The sequence below is a fragment of the Marichromatium sp. AB31 genome (genome assembly GCF_003718685.1).
Lineage (GTDB): Bacteria > Pseudomonadota > Gammaproteobacteria > Chromatiales > Chromatiaceae > Marichromatium > Marichromatium gracile.
The window spans coordinates 1-19949 of sequence record NZ_RHFI01000013.1 but is presented as its reverse complement, the minus strand read 5'-3'; the positions used below and the strand labels follow the sequence as shown (position 1 = coordinate 19949).

Here is a 19949-nt window from a genome sequence, read left to right as displayed (position 1 = left end):
GATCGGGCCCCGAGGCTCCACCGGCGCGGGACCTTCCGTCGACTGCCCGTCGAGCTGGAGGCAGCTCCGGTCGATGGCGGCGGGTGAGCGCCAGTTGCACGGAACCGAGCCCGAAGCAGCGGCCTGGACTCGGTTCGGGTCATCAGCGTCGGAAGCGCCAGACCGAAGCCTACCCTGACACCGCCGCATCAACCACCCGCACAGCGTCCGATCACCGCCGAGCAGCGCTTGATGCTGCCAAAGCCCCAACCGGCGCGGTTGTCGCTGGCGATGGCGACGACGCGCCCGTCGCGCACGCGGATGTCGAAGACACAGGCGCGGGCGTCGTCCTCGGGGTCCGGGGCCGGGGTGGCGCGCAGCAGACCGTCTGCACCGCGGCGCTGCGCCGAGGAGTAGTGGCGCAGCGTGACACCGGGCTCCGTGGCCGGTCGAGTGACCGACAACGGCTCGCCGATGCAGTGCGCGAGCCGCTCGACCTCGGCGCCGAGCAAGCGCTGCTCGGCCTCGTGGACCTGACGCAGGTGGGGCGCGCCGCAGCCGCCGGAGAGCAGCGCGACGGCGACGAACAGGAGTGACAGCTGGATACGCATGATCGCCGCCCCCCGCTCAGGTCCGCACCGGCTGGCCGCGCAGCCGACCGCTCAACCGCAACCCGTCGCGCAGGCTCAACCCGAGCAGCGTGGCGTTGACCGCGCCGGCGACCAGCTCCAGCCCCTGCACCGCGTAGAAGACGCCATCGAGCTCCCCCGCCGCGGCCTTGGCGGCGAGAAAGAAGGCGCAGGGCACCAGCACCAGCAGCCCGTTGGCGGCGATGATCGGCATCCGCCGGCGCTTGGCCGCGACCCGTTCCCCCTGGCGGTCACGCGCCAGCGCGAAGCCCGAGCCGCCGACTGCCGCAAGCGCCGGGACCAGCACCAGCAGGCCCCAGGGGATGGCGGTCTTGACCGCGACGATGGCCGCCGGGGCGCCGAGGGTCTCGACGATCACGGTGGCGAACCAGAAGCTCAGGATGGTCAGCAGCGCCAGCGCGCCGGCGATGGGATGGATCCACTTGGTCATGACGGTCTCCGCTCCGGGACTAAACATAGCTTGCTATATAGCATTGCATTCCAAGCTATACAAGTGCTATCAAGACGCCATGACATTCAGCAGAGACGACTCGGCGGGCTATCTCGCCAACCATCTGGCGCGACTCTTCGCACGCGAGCTGCAGGCGCGGATCAAGCCGCTCGGTCTGAGCATCGGCACCTTTCCCGCGCTGTTGGTGCTGTGGGAGGGCGACGGGCTGACCCAGCGCGAGCTGATCGCCGCGCTCGACATCGAGCAGCCGACCATGGCCAACACCCTGGCGCGGATGGAGCGCGACGGGCTGATCCAACGCCGGCGCGACCCGCACGACGGACGCGCCCAGCGCATCTGGCTGACCGAGACCGCCCGCGCCCTGGAGGGACCGGCGACGGCGGCGGCCACGGCGGTCAACGCCCACGCCCTCGCCGCGCTCTCGGCGACCGAGCGCGCGACCTTCGTCGCGCTGATGCGCAAGGTCGTCGCCGGGTTGCAGCCCGACGACGGGGCCGTCTGAGCCCTCCGCACGCGGGTGTTGGGTTGCCGGGTACGGCCGCCCAACCGACGGCATGACGACATCGGGAGGTCTCAGTCGCGCTCGGCCTCCAGCGCGCCGAGCCAGCCGAGGTCGTCGAGGATGGCGTAGAGCGCGGGCACCAGCAGCAGCGCGGCGAGCGTTGCGGTGGTCAGCCCGAAGGCCAGGCTGGTGGCCAGCGGGATGAGGATCTGCGCCTGCAGACTCTTCTCCAGCAGCAGCGGGGTGAGCCCGGCGATGGTGGTGACCGAGGTCAGCAGGATCGGGCGAAAGCGTGCCCGCGCCGCCTCGGCGGCGGCCTCGACCACCGCCGCGCCGCGCGCCCGCGCGGCGCGGATGAACACCACCAGCAGGATGGAGTCGTTGACCACCACGCCGAACAGCGAGGCCATGCCGATCATGCTCGGCATCGCCAGATCGATGCCGAGCGCGAGATGGCCGAACACCACCCCGACCAGCGCCATCGGGATCACCACCATCACCGTCAGCGGCGCCAGATAGCCGCGGAACTGCAGCGCCAGCAGCATGTAGACGCCGATCAGCCCGAGTGCCACGTTGCCGACGATCGACTGCCCGGTGAGCCGCGACTCGCGGATCTCGCCGTGGAAGGCCACCTGGATCTCGGGGTAACGCGCGCGCAACCCGGGCACGAACTCGGACTGAGCCAGGGTGAGCAACTCGCGGGCATTGACCCGATCGCGGTCGACCTCGCCCTGGATGGTCACCGCGCGACGCCCGTCGATGCGGTGGATACGCGCCCAGCCGCGCACCGTCTCGACCTCGGCGACCAGCGACAACGGCACCAAGGCGCCCTCGGCGCCGATCACGCGGAAGTCGTCGAGATCGTCGATCCCCATGCGATCGGCCGCCACCACCCGCAGGTTGACCTCGTAGCGCTCGCGCCCGACCTGGAACTCGTCGATCTCCACCCCCTGGAAGGCCGCGCGCACCTGCTCGGCCACCGCCCGCGCGTCGAGCCCGAGGACATCGGCGCCGGGCTTGAGCCGCAGCCGCAGCTCACGCTTGCCGGGACGCAGGTCGTCGCCGAGGTCGAGCACCCCGGCATGGCCCAGCAACCAGCCCTGGAACTCGGTCGAGGCCGCACGCAGCCGTTCGAGATCGGCGCCGAGCAGACGGATGTCGATCGCCCGACCCGCCGGGCCGATCGCCGGTTCGGTGTATTTGATGTTGATGACATCGGCCAGCGGCCCGGTCTCCTCGCGCCAAGCCGCGAGCAGCTCGTCGAGGGGGAAGGCGCGCCGCTCGGCCTCGAGCAGGTCGACCACCACCCGGGCGACATGGGCGCCGCCCTCGTAGGCATCGGGGTTCTGGCCGAAGCGCACGGCGACGTGTCGCACCAGCGGCCCAGCGTCGGGTTGTCCGGCCATGACCCGCGCGGCGGCACGCCCGAGCGCGGCCTCGAGTTCACTCACCACGGTCTCGGTGCGCGCCAGCGGCGTGCCCTGCGGCAACAGCACCCGGGCCTCGATGACATCGCCGTCGAGCTCGGGGAAGCCGACGAACTTGAGCCGTCCGCCGGCGATCATCGCCACCGAGACCAGGAGCAACAACAGCGCCAGCCCGAGGGTGAGATAGCGCCAGGCCAGGGCACGATCGACCAGCGGGCCGAAGACCCCGTCGCGCAGCCACGCGAAGCCGCGCTCGACACCCCGGCGCAACCGCGCGGGCGGACGACCGCGCTCGCGCGCCAGGGCGTGGTTGAGATGATGGGGCAGGATCCAGAACGCCTCGATCAGGCTCACCGAGATCACCAGCAACAACACCACCGGCATGATCCGCAGGATCTGCCCGAGATCCCCGCCGATGAACACCAGCGAGCCGAACACCAGGGTGGTGGTGGCGAAGGAGGCGAGCACCCCGGGCAGCACCTCGCGCGCACCCGCGATGGCCGCCTCGGCGGGGGCGGCGCCGCGCGCCAGCCGGGCGGCGATGTTCTCGGCGATGACGATGGCGTCATCCATCAGCAGGCCGATGCCGATCAACAGCCCGACCATCGAGATCATGTTGACGGTGATGCCGAACAGCGGCATCAGCACGAAGGCGCCGAGGAAGGAGACCGGCAACCCCATGGTCACCCAGAAGCTGTAGCGGATGCCGAAGAACAGCCACAGCACCAGGAACACCAGCGCCAACCCCTGGAGACCGTTGCCCACCAGCATCTCCAGCCGGTCGCCGACCATCGAGGCGACGTCCTGGGTGAGCGTGAGCGCGATCCCGGCGGGGGCGCGCTCACGCTCGGCGGCGACGAAGGCGCGCACCGTCTCGTAGATGTCGAGCACGTCCTGGTCGCGGGTCTTGCTCACCGCCAGCAGTGCGGCGCGGCGTCCGTCGAAGCGCACCTGGTCCTCGGGGCGGTCGAAGCGGTCGGTGATGGTGGCGATCTCGCCGAGACGGATCTGCGCCCCGCTCGCACCCGAGACCACCACCAGATCGGCGAAATCGGCGGCGCGCTTGCGCTGATCGTCGAAGCGCAGCAGCAGATCCTCGTCCGGTCCCTCGATCCAGCCGAGCGGGGTGCCGACGCTGTGACGGGCGACGACCTCGGCGACCTCGGCGGCGGACAGACCGTACTGGCGCAACCGCCAGGAGGGGATCTCGAGACGGATGTGATGATCGGAGAAGCCCTGGATGTCGATCTGGGCGATCGCGGTCTCGGCCAGCATCCGCGCCTCGAGGTCCTCGGCATAGGCCTTGAGCGCGACCGGATCATCGGGACCGGTGACCGCCACCGCGATCACCGGATCGGTGCGGCCGAGCTCGCGCACCACCGGGCGCTCGGTCTCGTCGGGAAAGTCGTCGATGGCCTCGACCTCGGCGTTGACGTCGTCGAGAAAGCGCATCATCTCCGCGCCCTCGCGCATCACCGCGACCGCCACGCCCTGCCCCTCGACGGCTTCGCAGCGCAGCTCGTCGAGGTCGTTGACCGCCTCGAGCGCGTCCTCGATGCGCCGGCAGACGGCGTCCTCGACCTCGCCCGGGGTGGCGCCGCGATAGACCACCCGTACCTCGACCTCGTCATTGGCGACCTCGGGCAGGGTCTCGCGCTGCAGCCCCGGCAGGCGGGTCAGACCGAGGATCATGATCGCGGCCATCAGCAGGTTGGCCGCGGTCTGGTGACGGGCGAACCAGGCGATCATGGTTGCACCGCCTGGGCGCGCAGCATCCGTGTCAGACGCTCATCGGGCTCGACGGCCAGACGCATGCCCTCGACCACCGGCACCAGGTCGGAGACCACCACCCGCGCGCCCGGCTCCAGCCCCGCGGCGATCACGCACAGCTCGCCCTGGGTGTAGCGCACCTCGACCGGGCGACGGCGCAGCCGGTCCTCGGCGTCGGCCACCAACACCGCGCCGTCGCGTACCGCCAGACGCGGCACCACCAGCTGCTCGCCGGCCGGACGCGCGCGCAGCACCACCTCGACGAACATGTTCTTCGACAGCGGCGGGCGATAGCCGGGACGGATCTTGTCGAAGGGACGATCGACCGCGACCACCACGCCCATGGTGCGGGTGCGCGGGTCGACGGTATCGTCGAAACGCACGAACTCGGCCGCCCACTCGGCGACATGGTTGCCGAGATCGAGCCGCACGCGGGCCTCGACCCCGGTGACCGAGGCGACCAACTCGCCGAGCCGGGTGACATCGACCTCGACTGCGGGTCGATCGAGGAACAACCGCCGCAGCGACGCCAGCGGCACCTGCGCCTCGATCTCCATGCGTTCGACGGTATCCCCGACGAACAACCGCTGACCGACGCCGACGTACTGCTCGGCCTCGACCGCGAGATCGGCCACCCGCAGCTCGAAGGGGGCGGTGATGCGGGTGTGGGCGAGATCGCGCTCGGCGCGCCGTGCCTTGGCCTCGAGCAGGGCCCGCCGGGCGGGGATCAGCGCCAGGGTGTTGTCGAGCCGCCGCACCTCGGCGCGACTGGCGAGCAGCGCCCGCTCCGAATCATCGACCACGCTCTGCGAGGTGGTGCCCTGCCCGATCAGCCGCTGGTTGCGCGCCAGCGCCGCCTCGGCCAGCTCGAGGTTGCGCCGCTCGATCACCAGCAGCGCCTCGGCGTTGCCGCGCTGCACCTCCAGATCGGCGAGTTCGGCGCGCGCCTGCGCCAGCAACAGCTCGTAGTCGACCGGGTCGATGCGCAGCAGCTCGCTGCCGGCGGCGTGGATCTCGCCCTCGCGCAACCTCGGGTGGACCCACACCACCCGCCCGGCGACCTGACTCACCGCCGCCCACACCCGCTCGGGCTGCACCGAGCCATAGCCCGCGGCGGTCGGCGCGAGCGCCACCAGAGTGGCCTCGACCACCCGCACCGCGCGCACCGGCTCGACCGGCTCGGTGAGCACCGGCGGCTCGCGCCCGCGCACCATCAGCACCAGGATCAGCACCCCCAGCATGATCGGGGGGAACAACAGCAGGCGACGCCAGCGCGGCGTGGGACTCGGGTTCATCGTTGCGCTCCCTCGCCGGGGGTGGCGAGGGCGCTCTCGGCGAGCGCGGCGACCACCCGGCGGATGTGGACGAGATCGCCCTCGTCGAAGCCCTCGCGATCCATGTAACGCAGCAATGCGGTGCGACCGGCGCGGAAGATCACCGCCTGACCGATCAGCGCATGGGCGATCACCCGGATCTCGTCGTCGTCGGCCGGGCGATTGCGGGCGCGACCGATCAGCTCACCGAGGACGTGGTGGACGGGACCGAACAGGGTCTCGTAGAGGATCTCGAAGGCCTCGGTCGGTCGCCCCTGCTCGCGGATGATCAGCCCCGGCACGTGACGCCCGAACTCGTCGCCGAGCAGACGCGAGGCCAGACGCCCGATCAGGTCGCCGACCAGCCGTCGACACTCCTCGGGACTGGCGTCGGCATAGGTGCTGCGGATCCACGACAGATCCTCGTGCAGCAGCGCGCGCATGCGCTCGCCGAGCAGCCGCGCGGTGGCCAGATAGAGCCCGTGCTTGCCGCCGAAGTGATAGGAGATGGCGGCGAGGTTGACCCCGGCGGCGGTGGCCAGCTCGCGGGTGCTGACCGCATCGTAGTCACGCTGGCCGAAGGCCTCCAGCGCGGCCGCGAGCAGACGCTCGCGGGTCTCCTGGGTAGAGGGTCTGGTGGTCATCTCAAGGGACTCGCTGATCGGAACACACCAGAAACATAGTTCAAACGAATGTTTAATTCAAACGATCGTTTGAAATCTATCCCCACAGAGGCACGGCCGAATCGCTGGCGGCGGTTGAGTCAGTCTCCAGCCGCCAGCTTTCAGCCACCAGTGGGGAAGCTCTCGCCGACTCCCCCTCAACGCCCTCCCACCCTTCACACCATTGCGGTTCAACTTCTGGAGGCTGGAGACTGACAGCTGACGGCTGACGACTCGCGAAAAAACCGCCTACCCCCCATCAAACCCTTCGCGTCCTTCGCGGCTTTGCGGTTCAATTTCCTGGAGGCTGGAGGCTGGAGGCTGGAGGCTGAAAACTGGCAACTGAACGACCCGGGCGCCGGATTGCCCGGCGCCCGACTGGCATGGACGGTCTAGAACTTGAACCGCCCGACACGCTCCTGTTGCTCGGCCGCGAGCTGTGCCAGCTCACTCGCAGCATGGTTGATCTGGGTCGAACCGGCAGCGATGCCCTCGACCGCCTGGGTGGTGTTGATCAGGTTGCGATCGACCTCCTGGGAGACGGCCGACTGCTCCTCGGCAGCGCTGGCGATCTGGGTGTTCATGTCCTTGATCGCACTCACCGCCTGGGTGATCTGATCGAGCGAGTTGCCCGCCTCGGCGGCCATGCCGACGCTCTCCCGCGCCTGGCTGCGACCCTGCTCCATCACCGTCACCGCCTGCCCGGCGCCGGACTGCAAGCGCTCGATCATCTGCTGGATCTCGGTGGTCGAGGCCTGGGTGCGGCTGGCCAGGGTGCGGACCTCGTCGGCGACCACCGCGAAGCCGCGGCCCTGCTCGCCGGCGCGCGCCGCCTCGATCGCGGCGTTGAGCGCGAGCAGATTGGTCTGCTCGGCGATGCCGCGGATGACGTCGAGTACCTTGCCGATCTCCTCGGAGTCGGCCGAGAGGCGACCGATCACCCCGGTGGCCTCCTCGACCTGTTGCGACAGCGCCTCGATCGAGCCGATCGCGCGAGCGACCACCTCGCGACCGGCGCCCGCATCCTGGTCGGCCTGACGCGTCGCCTCGGCCGCCTCGGTTGCATGGCGTGCGACCTCGGCGACGGTGGCGGTCATCTCGTTCATCGCGGTGGCGACCTGATCGAGCTCGGCCTGCTGACGGCGGACCTGTTCGTCGGTCTGCTCGCTGGTGGCCGAAAGCTCCTCGGCGGCGGCGGCCAGCCGCTCCCCTCCCCCGGCGACCTGAGAGACCAGCTCGCGAACCTTCCCCTGGAACAGGTTGAAGGCGGTCGCCAGCTCGGCCAGTTCGTCCTTGCCGTGGACCTCGATCTGGCGGGTGAGGTCGCCCTCGCCCTCGGCGATGTCGCGCATCGTCTCCGAGACACCATGGATACGGTTGACGATGACCCGCGCCACCAACAGCATCACCCCGACGCCGACGACGATGCACAGCACCGCCACGCCGAGCATCACCGTCGCGGCCCGCTTGGCGCTGGCCTCGGCCTGATCGGCCGCGGCGGTGACCACATCCATGGGCACGGCCACGCCGACCGACCAGGGGCGCTCGTTCTCGCCGAGCCGGATCGGTACGAAGGCCAGCAGCTCACCGTCCACCTCGCTCACCGTGGTCTTACCGGCCTGGATGTCGTCGATGATCCGCCCCGACTCGGGGTGCAGCTCGGAGAAGGGCTTGCCGACCAGATCCGGTCGCCGGCTGGAAGCAACCAGCGTCCCCTCATAGGAGACCAGGGCGATCTTGCCCCTGCCCTCATAGAGGGTCGAGGCAGTCTCCTCGACCAGACGCTGCAGGTGCGCCAGCGCGATATCGACGCTGACCACGCCACGGAAGCGATCGTTGCTGGTGATCGGCACCACCACCGAGGTGATCAGCTGCTCACGTCCCTGTATCTCGTAGAGATAGGGATCGATCACCTGCTCCTTGCCGGTGCGCTTGGGGATCAGGTAATAGTCACCCGACCCGGCCACGTCATAATCACGTGACGCCTCGAGCACCAGCTCGCCATTGCCGCCACGGCTCCAGTAGGGGATGAAGCGACCACTGGCGTCGGTCCCCGGGGTGTTGGCGAATTCGGCATCCATGCCGTCGAAGGCGTTCGGCTCCCAGACGGTGTAGAGACCGGCGAAACCGGGGTTGTTCTGCAACACCGAGCGCAGCATCTGGTTGATGTCGTCGCGGCTGTAGAAGGACATGTCGTCGGACCAGAGCCCGGAGGCGAGCACCCAGCCCCATTCGGGCACCAGGCGACCATAGGACAACTTGGGCGTGGTGCCACTGTCGCCCGGTCGGCTCCAGTTGTAATGGATGTAGCCACCGCCCTCGGCGCGGGCCCGATCGCCGAGCGCGACGAACAGGTTTTCGTTTCGCCCCATCGCGGTGTTGTAACGCGGATCGTTCAGTACCTGCCCCTCGAGCTGGGGCTGATAGGGGTGCATGAGCATGCGCGGATAGGGCGTTCCCAGATCCTGGATCCACAGATAGTTGTCACCATCGAAACGCATGCTGCGCACCAGCTCGATGGCGCGATCCTGGGCCTCGGTCAGCGGCATCTCGCCACGCTCGGCCGCAGCGACCAGGGGGGCGATCGCCGAGGCGGCCAACTCCGAGACGACCTCCATGCGCTTGTAGCGCGCACGCAGTCGCGTCCAGTCCGAGGCACTCAGTGCCTCGCCGTCCTTGTGCGCGGCCGAGGCGAAGGCCTGGGCGAGGCTGCGCACCACACCGAAGGCACGATCGGCATCGCCCTTGATGACCGCGGCCTGCTCGCGCGCGGCGTTGACGATGAAGGCACGACCGTTCTCCAGCGCCTCCGCGCGCTGCCGGTCGGCCATCTGTGCCATCTGGTTGAGGGCATAGGCGGTAATCACGCCGCCGAGCACGATCAGCGTCAACCCCGACCACAGGGCGATCTTGAAGCCAATCGAATGTCGATTGAGTAGCGTCACACTAATATCTCCTCACTTCACTGTCGGACGCTCGCGCCGGCGTTGACACGTCCCCCCGGACCGCTCGTCGCATCCAGCGCGAACCCGGGCAAGAGATCAGCCTTTAACGCGCCAGTCCATGTCGAGTGACAGACAGTGTGTGTCAGATCAAGCTTTTTGATGAAAGCGACTCAAGTCCGTCATGCGAATCGCGACCGCTGGCGGGATGCCGATCAGCAAGCCCGATGGCACGATATCATCAATTCTCGCGCGCGCGCGCGAAGTTCAGAGCGTCGGGTAATTGTGTACCCGCAGGCAGTGTTGGCATCAATTCTCTCGCGCGCGCGAAGTTTAGAACTCGACTTGATCTTCGCGGATCTCAATGAATCGCGATCAAATATCTCTCGCGCGCGTGCGAAGTTTAGAGCAGCCACCGCCAGGGCCGGCGACCGGCATGATGAGCACGCAGCCGCCGCAGGCCACGCCACCGCGACGATGCACGCGTACAGCATCAACGCATCATCGGCTGCCTTGGCGAGCCATCAAGCCGTCCCCATCCACTGCTCCAGACAGGCCCGCCAATGCCCCGCCAGGATCTCACCATGCGCCACACCCTCCCGCCCTCTCTCACCCGACACGGGCTCATCGCACGCCTCATGCATGCGACAGCGCTGATGCTGCTGTGCGGCGCGGCCGCCCTGGCGCAACCGGCCAGGGCGGCGACCGAGACACCGCAACTCAACGTGATCTGCGACCTCTGGGCGCCCTACCAGATGGTCGTCGACGGCAGACTCGACGGCTTCAGCACCCAAGTGGTGCGCCGCATCTTCGAGCGGCTCGATGTGGCCGTCCGCGAGACCCGGGTCTACCCCTGGAAGCGCGCCATCATCATGCTCGAACGCGGTGCCTCCGATGCGCTCTTCTCGGCCAACTACACCGACGCACGCAGCGAGTTCGCCCTCTATCCCGAACAACCGCTGGTGGAAACCCCCTGGGAACTCTGGACCTCCCGCGAGCTGGCGGCGACCTACCACGGACTCGACGACCTGCGCGGCCACCGCGTCGGCGTGGTCCGCGGCTACAGCTATACGCCGGAGTTCTGGGCGTTCGTCGAGCGCCATCAGGTCTATGAGGCAGCCGAGAGCGACGAGCAGAACTTTCGCAAGCTCCAGGCCGGTCGGCTCGACTTCGTGATCGCCGAACACGGCAATGCCCACCACATCATCGAGCGGATGGGGATGCTCGATAGCATCGTTCCGATCACCGCTCACCCGATCAAGAGCGACGGCATCTACATCATCTTCAGCAAGGCGCGTGTCTCCCCCGAGCTGGTCGAGCGCTTCTCCGTCGAACTCGCCCGCTTCAAGCAGGAGCCCGAGTATCAGCAACTCCTGCGGGACTATCTCGGCGAGGGCCAGACACACTGAGCGGCGCAACCAGGGGTTGACATCCAGTACGCGAGAGACTAGCGTTATCGCAAACGATAACGATTGTCATTTGTAAGATTCACCAACGCGAGACTGGAGACCGAGCGCCGTGACCATGCCATCCGTTCCCTCGACAGACAGCCACCGCCAGGCCCCCCTTTGCCGCAAGGGCCCGCCGCAGATGCGCAGCATCGACAGCCACACCCTGCTCGGCGGTCAGCACCTGCTGCTCATCGATCACGCCGGTGAGCGCTACTTTCTCAGGATGACCCGCAACAACAAGCTGATCCTGACCAAATAGTCCCAGCCGACGCGGCGCCGGGTCTGGCCCCTCACTGCCAGTCCCGCTCGCCGCGCGGCCCTGCCGACCGGACCAGGAACACACAGACCCCGACATGGACATCGCCACACCAGAACCCGCGCCCTCCGGGGCGGCAACGCCACCCTGGACATCCCCGCCAGCCCTGACCCAAGGGCATCGCTGCGCCGCACGGATGCGGCACCCTGTCGACACCTCTCCAGCGGCACGCGAACACCCTCGCCCCGCCGCAGCCGAGAGCGTGTCTCCGATGACGACCTCAGAGGTACAGGATATGCAGGAGATCACCGACCAGCTCACCGCCCAGGACCTCCACCGGCTCGCGCCCGGCGAGTTGGAATCACGGCTGCGCGAACTCATCCGCCGCTATGCGCGCGAGGGCTCGACGCGCCATGCCCGGGCCGTGATCCAGCACATCGAGGCGCTCTATCTGCACCCCGCCGGCAGCCGCGACCCCGACCAGCAGTGCCACCTGCGCCGCTTCGCCCGACACTGGCGCTGGCTGGCCGAGCAGCGCGCCGGCACCCTGGTGCATAGCCATTGAAGGATTGCCACCGACGCCCTAGATCACCGGGCACGGAACCAGGCCGCGCCAGCCCGATACCGGCCAGCAGCGCCTCCCTGGCCAGCGCAGCTCGGCCCTCGCCCGCGCGCGGGGAGCGGCCACCGCCTCAAGCCTGATCGACAGGAGCCGCAGATGCACGCCAACGCCAACCTCGCCACCGTCACCCCACTGCACCCTGCCACGCCATCGCCACCGCACCGCCGGTGCTGGGCCGAGCTGCTGTGGGACCTCGGCTGTCTCGATCAGGTGTGGATCGAGACCGAGCTACCGGGCATACAGCTCACCCAGCAGGCGCTGTTGCAGGGTATTCGGATCCGCGATCACTACGCCTGGCTGGAGGGGCGCGGCTTCGCGCTACACGGCTTCCTCGCCCACTGGCAGCGGCTGCAGGGCCAGCCACGCGGCCTGCGCATCGAGGACGCCGGCGGCGCCAAGCTGCTCGGCATCTCGCTCGCGCGCGACGCCAGCGACTTCGCCCTGCGCACGCTCATCCATACACATCAAGACGACGACCGTCGTGTTCCTCCTGGCCAGGGCCGTCACCAGCCAGCCCCGTCCACCTGGCAAGGGCCGACCGACCCCGACACCAGACACGACCTGGCCGAGGTCTGCGGCTGGCTCAGGCTCCATCCGCCCCGGCTGCGCGATCACGGCCGGCTCACCCTGGTCGATCACGAGCTGGTCGGGTGTCTGTTCGAGGCCCTCGCCGACCAGGGCCGCGCACTGCACGTGCTCACCGGCACCCGCGGCGTCGCCCAGCGCTTCAGCGGCGTCTTCCACACCCATCACCGCCGCGCCGGGCCCTGGCTGCAGCTCATCGGCGACGGCGCGCGACTGCGTCTCGACACCGGGGCGATCGATAGCGCCTGGGTGTTCCAGCGCGCCGACACCTCCAGGCGCCAGCTGCGTCTCTACGACGACGGCGGACGCGCGCTCGCCCTCGTCGAGGACCAGCCATCGCTCGACGGCAGCGAGGACCCAATCTGGCGCACCCTGATCAACGCGCTCTCGGACTGACCGAAAAACACGCAACGTGCTAGCCTGTTGGCGCGCCATCCGCCGGCAACAGGAGTACGCCACCATGTCGACGCCGATCCGTCTCGAGGCACTGCGCGAGGAATACACCCGGCTTTTCAACAGCTGCACGACCGCCCCCGATCGTACCGGCGCCGTCGAGCGACTGGCCGCACGGATCCTCGCCCAGCAGGAGCGCTATCGCGCGCTCGGTGCCATCGCCGCGGTCCCCTGGCCGGTGATCGCCGTCATCCACGCGCTCGAGTCCGGGCTGCGCTTCGACCGTCATCTGCACAACGGCGACCCGCTGCACGCCCGCACCCGTCGCGTCCCCGCCGGTCGACCACCGGGCGAGCCGCCGTTCAGCTGGGAGCGCTCGGCGCTCGACGCGTTGCACCTGAGCGGGCTTGCCGGCTGGCACGACTGGGGACTGGCCGGCACCCTGTTCCGGCTCGAGGCCTACAACGGCTGGGGCTATCGCAAGTACCACCCCGAGGTGCGATCGCCCTATCTGTGGTCCTTCTCGGGGCACTACCGCAAGGGCAAGTATGCCGCCGACGGCCGCTTCGACCCCGAGCTGGTCTCGCGCCAGTGCGGCGCGGCGACCCTCCTCAAGGCGCTCGAGGCGCACGGCGTCGAGGTCTTCGACGAGCCGGCGACGGCGGAGACGACCGGCGCGCCCGCCACACTCGACTACCCCGGGGTGATGCTGCGCCAGGGCGTGCGCGACAGCGCGCTGGTGCGCCGGGTACAGAGACGACTCAACGCCCTCGGCTGCGCCGCCCCGGCGCTGGTGATCGATGGCGATTTCGGCAGCAAGACCGAGGCGGCGTTGCGACTGTTCCAGGCACGCAGCGAGGACCCGCGCGGCGAGCCGCTGGTGGTCGACGGCATCCTCGGGCCGCTGACCTGGGCGGCGCTGTTCGGCGCCGAGCCGCCCCGCAGGCGCGCCGCCGACAGGCTGCTGACCCAGGTGCTGGAGATCGCCCGCGGCGAGATCGGGGTGCGCGAGGAACCACCGGGGTCGAACCGCGGCCCCCGGGTCGAGGCCTATCTCGCCAGCACCGGGCTCGACGGCGGTCACCCCTGGTGCGCGGCCTTCGTCCACTGGTGCTTCGCCGAGGCCGCGCGCGGCCTCGGCATCGACAACCCCTGCATCAACACCGCCGGGGTGCTCGATCACTGGAACCGGGCCGGGCACGAGGGGGTACGCCGCATCACCCGGGCCGAGGCGAGCGCCGACCCGACGCGGGTCCAGCCCGGCGCGATCTTCGTGATCGACACCGGCGACCCCGGCGGCGCCGGTCACACCGGGCTGGTCGAGCGCATCGAGGGGGCGCGGCTGGTGACCATCGAGGGCAACACCAATGTCGCCGGCGGGCGCGAGGGGATCGGCGTGCTGCGCCGACACGGCCGCAAGATCAACAGCATCAACAAGGGCTTCATCGACTACGCCAGCAACGGCTGAGCGCGCTCAGTCGGGCTCCGCCACCGACTCGACCCGGGCGATGAAGCACCCACCGCTCACCCGCACCCCGACCCGCTGCCCCGGCGCCAGCGCACTCGGATCGCGCACCGGGGCACCACCCGGCGGCTGGGTGACCAGGGCATAGCCACGCGCCAGGGTCGCCAGCGGACCGCGCGCGTCCAACCCGGCGACCGCGCGCGCCAGCCGCGCGCGCTGACGCTCGAGCTGCGCCGCCTGCCCCTGATGCAGCCGCCGCTCCAGGGCCTCCAACCGTACCCGCGCCGGCGTCAGGCGCCGCCCCGGATGACAGCGCTCGAGACGATTGGCGAGCGCGTCCAGACGCTGCGTCTCGTGCCGCAACCGCACCGCCAGCGCCGCGCGCAGCCGCGCCTCCAGACGATCGAGCTGCTGGGCGCGCTGTTCGAGCCGGGCACGCGGGTGGAGCAGCCGCAACCCACGCTCCAACCCCTGCACCCGTCGGCGCTCGGTCTCGATGCGTTGGCGCAACGCCAGCGCCAGCCGACCCTCGAGCCGATCGAGCCGGGCGAGCAGCGGCTCGCGCGCCGGGGCGACCAGCTCGGCCGCCGCCGAGGGCGTGGGCGCGCGCCGATCGGCGACCAGATCGACGATGCTGAGATCGGTCTCGTGCCCCACCCCGCTCACCACCGGGATCGACGAGGCGGCGACGGCGCGCGCCAGGGTCTCGTCGTTGAACGCCTCCAGGTCCTCGCGCGCGCCGCCGCCGCGGGCGAGGATCAGCACGTCGCACTCGGCACGGGCATTGGCCTGCGCCAGCGCCGCGACCAGCGAGGCCGCGGCACCCTCGCCCTGCACCTGGGCCGGGTAGATCAGCACCGCCAGCCCCGGCTGGCGCCGTCGCAGCACCACCAGCAGATCGTGCAGCGCCGCCCCGCTCGGCGAGGTGATCAGCCCGACCTGACGCGGAAAGGCCGGCGGCGCGCGCTTGCGCTCGGGCGCGCACAGACCCTCGGCCTCGAGCCGCGCGGCCAGGCGCTCGAAGGCCAGCCGTGCGGCGCCCTCGCCGTCGGCCTCGAGCGACTCGACGATGAGCTGGAAGTCGCCGCGCGGCTCGTAGAGCCCGACACGCGCGCGCACCACCACCTGCTGACCGTTGGCCGGACGCATCGCGAGCGAGCGCCCGCGGGCGCGAAACAACGCGCAGCGTACCGCCGCGCCGGTGTCGCGGAGGGTGAAATAGAGATGCCCCGAGGCCGGCGCGGCGAGGTTGGAGACCTCGCCGCGCACCCGCAACAGCGGGAAGGCGCCGTCGAGCACCGCACGGACCTCGCGATTGAGCCGCGAGACCGTATAGACATCCGGATCGAAGATCGCGCTCATCGCCACACCCCGAGACCAAGGGAAAACGCCAGTTTACAGGAGTCCATATACGTTTTATAATTATAGGTTACCTTCCACCTTGCACCACCCCGGAGCCCTTTCACCCATGCGCCTGATCCAGGAAGCACTTACCTTCGATGACGTCCTCCTCGTCCCGGCTCACTCCACGGTGATCCCGAGCGAGGTGGATTTCCAGACCAAGCTCACCCGCGAGATCGATCTGCGCATCCCGTTGGTGTCGGCGGCCATGGATACGGTGACCGAGGCACGGCTGGCGATCTCGATGGCGCTCGAGGGCGGCATCGGCATCATCCACAAGAACATGACCATCGAGCACCAGGCCCGCGAGGTGCTGACGGTCAAGAAGTACGAGAGCGGCATCATCCGCAACCCGATCACCGTCTCGCCGCACCTGAGCATCGGCGAGGTGGTGCAGATCACCCACGCCAACAACATCTCCGGCGTGCCGGTCACCGACAACGGCGAGCTGGTCGGTATCGTCACCGGTCGCGACCTGCGCTTCGAGAAGCGGATGGACGCGCCGGTCTCGGCCATCATGACCCCCAAGGAGCGACTGGTCACGGTGCGCGAGGGCGCCGACCGTCAGGATGTCATGAACCTGCTGCACAAGCACCGCATCGAGAAGGTGCTGGTGGTCAACGACCGCTTCGAGCTGCGCGGCCTGATCACCGTCAAGGACATCCAGAAGGCCAAGGACTTCCCCAAGGCCTCGCGTGACAACCAGGGCCGGCTGCGCTGCGGCGCCGCCGTCGGCGTCGGCAAGGGCACCGAGGAGCGGGTCGCGGCGCTGGTCGAGGCCGGCGTCGACGTGGTGGTGGTCGACACCGCCCACGGTCACTCCAAGGGCGTGCTCGACCGGGTGCGCTGGGTCAAGCAGCACTACCCCGACGTGCAGGTGATCGGCGGCAACATCGCCACCCCCGAGGCGGCGCGCGCGCTGGTCGAGGCCGGCGCCGACGCGGTCAAGGTCGGCATCGGTCCGGGCTCGATCTGCACCACCCGCATCGTCGCCGGTGTCGGCGTGCCGCAGATCACCGCGGTGGCCAACGTCACCGAGGAGCTCAAGGACAGCGGCGTCCCGGTGATCGCCGACGGCGGCCTGCGCTTCTCCGGCGACGTCGCCAAGGTGATCGCCGCCGGCGCCAACAGCGTGATGATCGGCGGCATGTTCGCCGGCACCGACGAGGCCCCCGGCGAGGTCGAGATCTACCAGGGTCGCTCCTACAAGTCGTATCGCGGCATGGGCTCGCTCGGCGCCATGGGCGCCACCGAGGGCTCCAGCGACCGCTACTTCCAGGAGAACACCGACAAGGAGAAGCTGGTGCCCGAGGGCATCGAAGGGCGCGTCCCCTACAAGGGCAGCCTGCGCAACGTCATCCACCAGCTCGTCGGCGGTCTCGGCTCGAGCATGGGCTACACCGGCTGCGCCACCATCGACGAGATGCGCACCAAGCCGCAGTTCGTGCGGGTGAGCGCCGCGGGCATGCGTGAGTCGCACGTCCACGACGTGCAGATCACCAAGGAAGCGCCCAACTACCGCATCGACAACTAAGCCCCATCGCGGCGCCCTCGGGCGCCGCGATGCGCTTTGCGCCGATGCCCCAGGCGCGGCCGGGTCGGTCGGACCCGCGCGGCGGCGACCAGGGGTGGCGCCAACCCCTAGCAGCAGACCACCAATGTCCAGTCACACCACCAACATCCACGCCGACCGCGTCCTGATCCTGGACTTCGGCTCCCAGTACACCCAGCTGATCGCACGCCGCGTGCGCGAGGCCGGCGTCTATTGCGAACTCCACCCGTGCGACATGGACGCGCAGGCGATCCGCGACTTCGCCCCGCGCGGCATCATCCTCTCCGGCGGCCCGCAGTCGGTGCACGAGGCCGAGACCCCGCGCGCCGATCCGCTGGTCTTCGAGCTCGGCGTGCCGGTGTTCGGCATCTGCTACGGCATGCAGACCATGGCCGCCCAGCTCGGCGGCAGCGTCAACGCCGCCAACCACCGCGAGTACGGCTACGCCCAGGTGCGCGCGCGCGGTCACTCGCGCCTGCTGCGCGACATCGAGGACCACACCAGCGAGGCCGGCTTCGGTCTGCTCGACGTGTGGATGAGCCACGGCGACCGCGTCGAGAGCCTGCCCGAGGGCTTCACCGTCATCGCCGAGACCGACAACGCCCCGCTCGCCGGCATCGCCGACGAGAGCCGCGGCTTCTACGGCGTGCAGTTCCACCCCGAGGTCACCCACACCCGTCAGGGCAAGCGCATCATCGAGCGCTTCGTCCACGACATCTGCGGCTGCGCCAGCCTGTGGACCCCGAGCAACATCATCGACGACAGCATCGCCCGCATCCGCGAGCAGGTCGGCGGCGACAAGGTGCTGCTCGGACTCTCCGGCGGGGTCGACTCCAGCGTGGTCGCGGCGCTGCTGCACCGCGCCATCGGCGATCAGCTCACCTGCGTGTTCGTCGACAACGGCCTGCTGCGTCTCGGCGAGGGCGATCAGGTGATGCGCACCTTCGCCAACCACATGGGCGTGAAGGTGATCCGCGTCGACGCCGAGGAACGCTTCCTCGGTCGGCTCAAGGGCGTCTCCGACCCCGAGCAGAAGCGCAAGATCATCGGCAACACCTTCATCGAGGTGTTCGACGACGAGGCCAGCCGCATCGAGGACGTCAAGTGGCTCGCCCAGGGCACCATCTACCCCGACGTGATCGAGTCGGCCGGCGCTAAGACCGGCAAGGCCAAGGTCATCAAGTCGCACCACAACGTCGGCGGCCTGCCCGAGGAGATGAACCTCTCGCTGGTCGAGCCGCTGCGCGAGCTGTTCAAGGACGAGGTGCGCAAGATCGGCGTCGAGCTGGGCCTGCCCTCGGAGATGGTCTACCGCCACCCCTTCCCCGGTCCCGGCTTGGGCGTGCGCATCCTCGGCGAGGTCGAGAAGGACTATGCCGAGACCCTGCGTCAGGCCGACCACATCTTCATCGAGGAGCTGCGCGCGGCCGATCTCTACGACCAGGTCTCGCAGGCCTTCGCCGTGTTCCTGCCGGTGCGCTCGGTCGGCGTCGTCGGCGACAACCGTCTCTACGCCCACGTCATCGCGCTGCGCGCGGTCGAGACCATCGACTTCATGACCGCCCGCTGGGCCCACCTGCCCTACGACTTCCTCGAACGCGTCTGTCTGCGCATCGTCAACGAGGTCAACGGCGTCTCGCGCGTGGTCTACGACATCACCGGCAAGCCGCCGGGGACCATCGAGTGGGAGTGAGGTCGGGAGGGCTGTCGCTGGGGTGTGTTGCTGGCGGCAGCTAGAGATCAGGAAGAGAGGAAGAAGCCCGCGTGAGCGGGCTTTTTTTTGTTTTTGCAGGAGGGGGAAGTGTAGGATTTGGTGGTTGGGGGAGTCGGAACTTGGGTGTCCTTTTCCTCCGCGCGGGAGGGGATTGTGACGACGCGGGGAGGAGGTTGAACGGCGAGTAAAGGTTTACTCAAATTTCTGATGCCGAATTGCTCGGTGGGGGTGATAAGGTCTGTCCCAGGTAAGGTGCCGGATATAGCGTTCAGTTTCTGTCTAGTGTTGCGGACTCAGCCGTGTTTGGTGTCGCGAATAGATGGTATGAGGCACCTGGCAGCAGTGCTGACGAGGGGTTTCTGGAGTATCGTCGGTCTGCGTGGGCGGACGGATTTGGCATGGGGGCGCTGCTAGACAGAATCTGTCTAGCACGGAAATTAGAGAATCCGTCTAGCGCCATATTTAGGGATTCTGTCTAATCAACTGTTAGGGCATTAAAAATACAGAGGAAATACTATGGATCCATTATCTCTACTATCTGCTATAAGCGCAGCTGTTGCAGCAGCTATAGGTGCAGACAAAATCAAGTCTTTTCTTAAATTAAAGAAGAACAAAGAACAGTATGAAAGTGCTTTATACATAAGAAAATATGTAATTAAAAATTGGGCAAAACATCTAGACCTAGATAAACACTCGGAATTCATAAAAAGAATAATAATTTCGGACAAAGATATGGCTAGTGAAAAGACTATAAAAAATGCCTATTCACATTTGCTAGATGAATATAAAAATATAAAAATTGATGAGATAAGAT

General features: G+C 68.4%; 16 protein-coding genes. 9 read left to right on the top strand and 7 right to left on the bottom strand.

The annotated features are described in order from the left end of the window. Nucleotides 1-188 precede the first annotated feature (188 nt). Nucleotides 189-590, bottom strand: coding sequence for a hypothetical protein (locus EBL84_RS10930; protein ID WP_123140844.1), 402 nt, complete (start codon nucleotides 588-590; stop codon nucleotides 189-191). A gap of 16 nt (nucleotides 591-606) precedes the next feature. Beyond that, nucleotides 607-1059, bottom strand: a complete 453-nt coding sequence (locus EBL84_RS10925; protein WP_123140843.1) for a hypothetical protein — start codon at nucleotides 1057-1059, stop codon at nucleotides 607-609. Between the two features lie 79 nt (nucleotides 1060-1138). Here EBL84_RS10925 and EBL84_RS10920 point away from each other — a divergent pair, with 79 nt between their 5' ends. Next, nucleotides 1139-1582 (top strand): MarR family winged helix-turn-helix transcriptional regulator, encoded by a 444-nt coding sequence (locus EBL84_RS10920; RefSeq protein ID WP_123140842.1) that lies wholly within the window; start codon nucleotides 1139-1141, stop codon nucleotides 1580-1582. A 71-nt stretch (nucleotides 1583-1653) separates the two neighbouring features. Here the strand turns inward: EBL84_RS10920 and EBL84_RS10915 are convergent, their stop codons facing one another. The 4 genes from EBL84_RS10915 to EBL84_RS10900 form a co-directional block, all read right to left on the bottom strand. Further along, nucleotides 1654-4758, bottom strand: coding sequence for an efflux RND transporter permease subunit (locus EBL84_RS10915; RefSeq protein WP_123140841.1), 3105 nt, complete (start codon nucleotides 4756-4758; stop codon nucleotides 1654-1656). Further along, nucleotides 4755-6074: an efflux RND transporter periplasmic adaptor subunit gene (locus EBL84_RS10910; RefSeq protein WP_123140840.1), complete on the bottom strand. Its 1320-nt coding sequence runs from the start codon at nucleotides 6072-6074 to the stop codon at nucleotides 4755-4757. The genes EBL84_RS10915 and EBL84_RS10910 overlap by 4 nt, the downstream gene beginning before the upstream one ends. Next, nucleotides 6071-6736, bottom strand: a complete 666-nt coding sequence (locus tag EBL84_RS10905; protein WP_123140839.1) for a CerR family C-terminal domain-containing protein — start codon at nucleotides 6734-6736, stop codon at nucleotides 6071-6073. Before EBL84_RS10905 ends, EBL84_RS10910 begins: the two co-directional genes overlap by 4 nt. A gap of 410 nt (nucleotides 6737-7146) precedes the next feature. Continuing rightward, nucleotides 7147-9699 carry a methyl-accepting chemotaxis protein gene (locus tag EBL84_RS10900; protein WP_123140838.1) on the bottom strand — a complete coding sequence of 851 codons (2553 nt, stop codon included), beginning with the start codon at nucleotides 9697-9699 and terminating at the stop codon, nucleotides 7147-7149. A gap of 581 nt (nucleotides 9700-10280) precedes the next feature. Between EBL84_RS10900 and EBL84_RS10895 the strand changes: the two genes are divergently transcribed. The 5 genes from EBL84_RS10895 (at nucleotide 10281) to EBL84_RS10875 (ending at nucleotide 14471) form a co-directional block, all read left to right on the top strand. Further along, the gene (locus tag EBL84_RS10895) at nucleotides 10281-11105 is read left to right on the top strand and encodes an ABC transporter substrate-binding protein (RefSeq protein WP_190287939.1); all 825 of its coding nucleotides are present in this window, start codon (nucleotides 10281-10283) and stop codon (nucleotides 11103-11105) included. Between the two features lie 181 nt (nucleotides 11106-11286). Further along, nucleotides 11287-11406: a hemin uptake protein HemP gene (gene hemP, locus EBL84_RS17335; protein WP_223806130.1), complete on the top strand. Its 120-nt coding sequence runs from the start codon at nucleotides 11287-11289 to the stop codon at nucleotides 11404-11406. A 268-nt stretch (nucleotides 11407-11674) separates the two neighbouring features. Further along, on the top strand, nucleotides 11675-11968 hold the full coding sequence (locus EBL84_RS10885) for an ATP dependent RNA helicase (protein ID WP_223806997.1): 294 nt from the start codon (nucleotides 11675-11677) through the stop codon (nucleotides 11966-11968). 153 nt (nucleotides 11969-12121) lie between these two features. Further along, complete coding sequence (locus EBL84_RS10880) at nucleotides 12122-13006, top strand: hypothetical protein (protein WP_123140834.1); 885 nt, start codon at nucleotides 12122-12124, stop codon at nucleotides 13004-13006. A 64-nt stretch (nucleotides 13007-13070) separates the two neighbouring features. Next, on the top strand, nucleotides 13071-14471 hold the full coding sequence (locus tag EBL84_RS10875) for a peptidoglycan-binding protein (RefSeq protein ID WP_123140833.1): 1401 nt from the start codon (nucleotides 13071-13073) through the stop codon (nucleotides 14469-14471). A 6-nt stretch (nucleotides 14472-14477) separates the two neighbouring features. Here the strand turns inward: EBL84_RS10875 and xseA are convergent, their stop codons facing one another. Then, a complete protein-coding gene (gene xseA, locus EBL84_RS10870) occupies nucleotides 14478-15830 on the bottom strand; it encodes an exodeoxyribonuclease VII large subunit (RefSeq protein ID WP_123140832.1) in 1353 nt (450 codons plus the stop codon). Nucleotides 15831-15936: 106 nt separating this feature from the next. Between xseA and guaB the strand changes: the two genes are divergently transcribed. The 3 genes from guaB to EBL84_RS16920 form a co-directional block, all read left to right on the top strand. After that, nucleotides 15937-17403 carry an IMP dehydrogenase gene (guaB, locus tag EBL84_RS10865; RefSeq protein ID WP_062272618.1) on the top strand — a complete coding sequence of 489 codons (1467 nt, stop codon included), beginning with the start codon at nucleotides 15937-15939 and terminating at the stop codon, nucleotides 17401-17403. 124 nt (nucleotides 17404-17527) lie between these two features. Continuing rightward, a complete protein-coding gene (gene guaA, locus EBL84_RS10860) occupies nucleotides 17528-19114 on the top strand; it encodes a glutamine-hydrolyzing GMP synthase (RefSeq protein ID WP_062272616.1) in 1587 nt (528 codons plus the stop codon). 537 nt (nucleotides 19115-19651) lie between these two features. Continuing rightward, the coding region (locus EBL84_RS16920; RefSeq protein ID WP_148040292.1) for a hypothetical protein at nucleotides 19652-19949 on the top strand (298 nt) is incomplete at its 3' end.

Bases quoted from the DNA above. Each gene is read 5' to 3' on its own strand.
- EBL84_RS10930 (WP_123140844.1), bottom strand. From the start codon at position 590: ATGCGTATCCAGCTGTCACTCCTGTTCGTCGCCGTCGCGCTGCTCTCC.
- EBL84_RS10925 (WP_123140843.1), bottom strand. From the start codon at position 1,059: ATGACCAAGTGGATCCATCCCATCGCCGGCGCGCTGGCGCTGCTGACC.
- EBL84_RS10920 (WP_123140842.1), top strand. From the start codon at position 1,139: ATGACATTCAGCAGAGACGACTCGGCGGGCTATCTCGCCAACCATCTG.
- EBL84_RS10915 (WP_123140841.1), bottom strand. From the start codon at position 4,758: ATGATCGCCTGGTTCGCCCGTCACCAGACCGCGGCCAACCTGCTGATG.
- EBL84_RS10910 (WP_123140840.1), bottom strand. From the start codon at position 6,074: ATGAACCCGAGTCCCACGCCGCGCTGGCGTCGCCTGCTGTTGTTCCCC.
- EBL84_RS10905 (WP_123140839.1), bottom strand. From the start codon at position 6,736: ATGACCACCAGACCCTCTACCCAGGAGACCCGCGAGCGTCTGCTCGCG.
- EBL84_RS10895 (WP_190287939.1), top strand. From the start codon at position 10,281: ATGCGCCACACCCTCCCGCCCTCTCTCACCCGACACGGGCTCATCGCA.
- hemP (WP_223806130.1), top strand. From the start codon at position 11,287: ATGCGCAGCATCGACAGCCACACCCTGCTCGGCGGTCAGCACCTGCTG.
- EBL84_RS10885 (WP_223806997.1), top strand. From the start codon at position 11,675: ATGACGACCTCAGAGGTACAGGATATGCAGGAGATCACCGACCAGCTC.
- EBL84_RS10880 (WP_123140834.1), top strand. From the start codon at position 12,122: ATGCACGCCAACGCCAACCTCGCCACCGTCACCCCACTGCACCCTGCC.
- EBL84_RS10875 (WP_123140833.1), top strand. From the start codon at position 13,071: ATGTCGACGCCGATCCGTCTCGAGGCACTGCGCGAGGAATACACCCGG.
- xseA (WP_123140832.1), bottom strand. From the start codon at position 15,830: ATGAGCGCGATCTTCGATCCGGATGTCTATACGGTCTCGCGGCTCAAT.
- guaB (WP_062272618.1), top strand. From the start codon at position 15,937: ATGCGCCTGATCCAGGAAGCACTTACCTTCGATGACGTCCTCCTCGTC.
- guaA (WP_062272616.1), top strand. From the start codon at position 17,528: ATGTCCAGTCACACCACCAACATCCACGCCGACCGCGTCCTGATCCTG.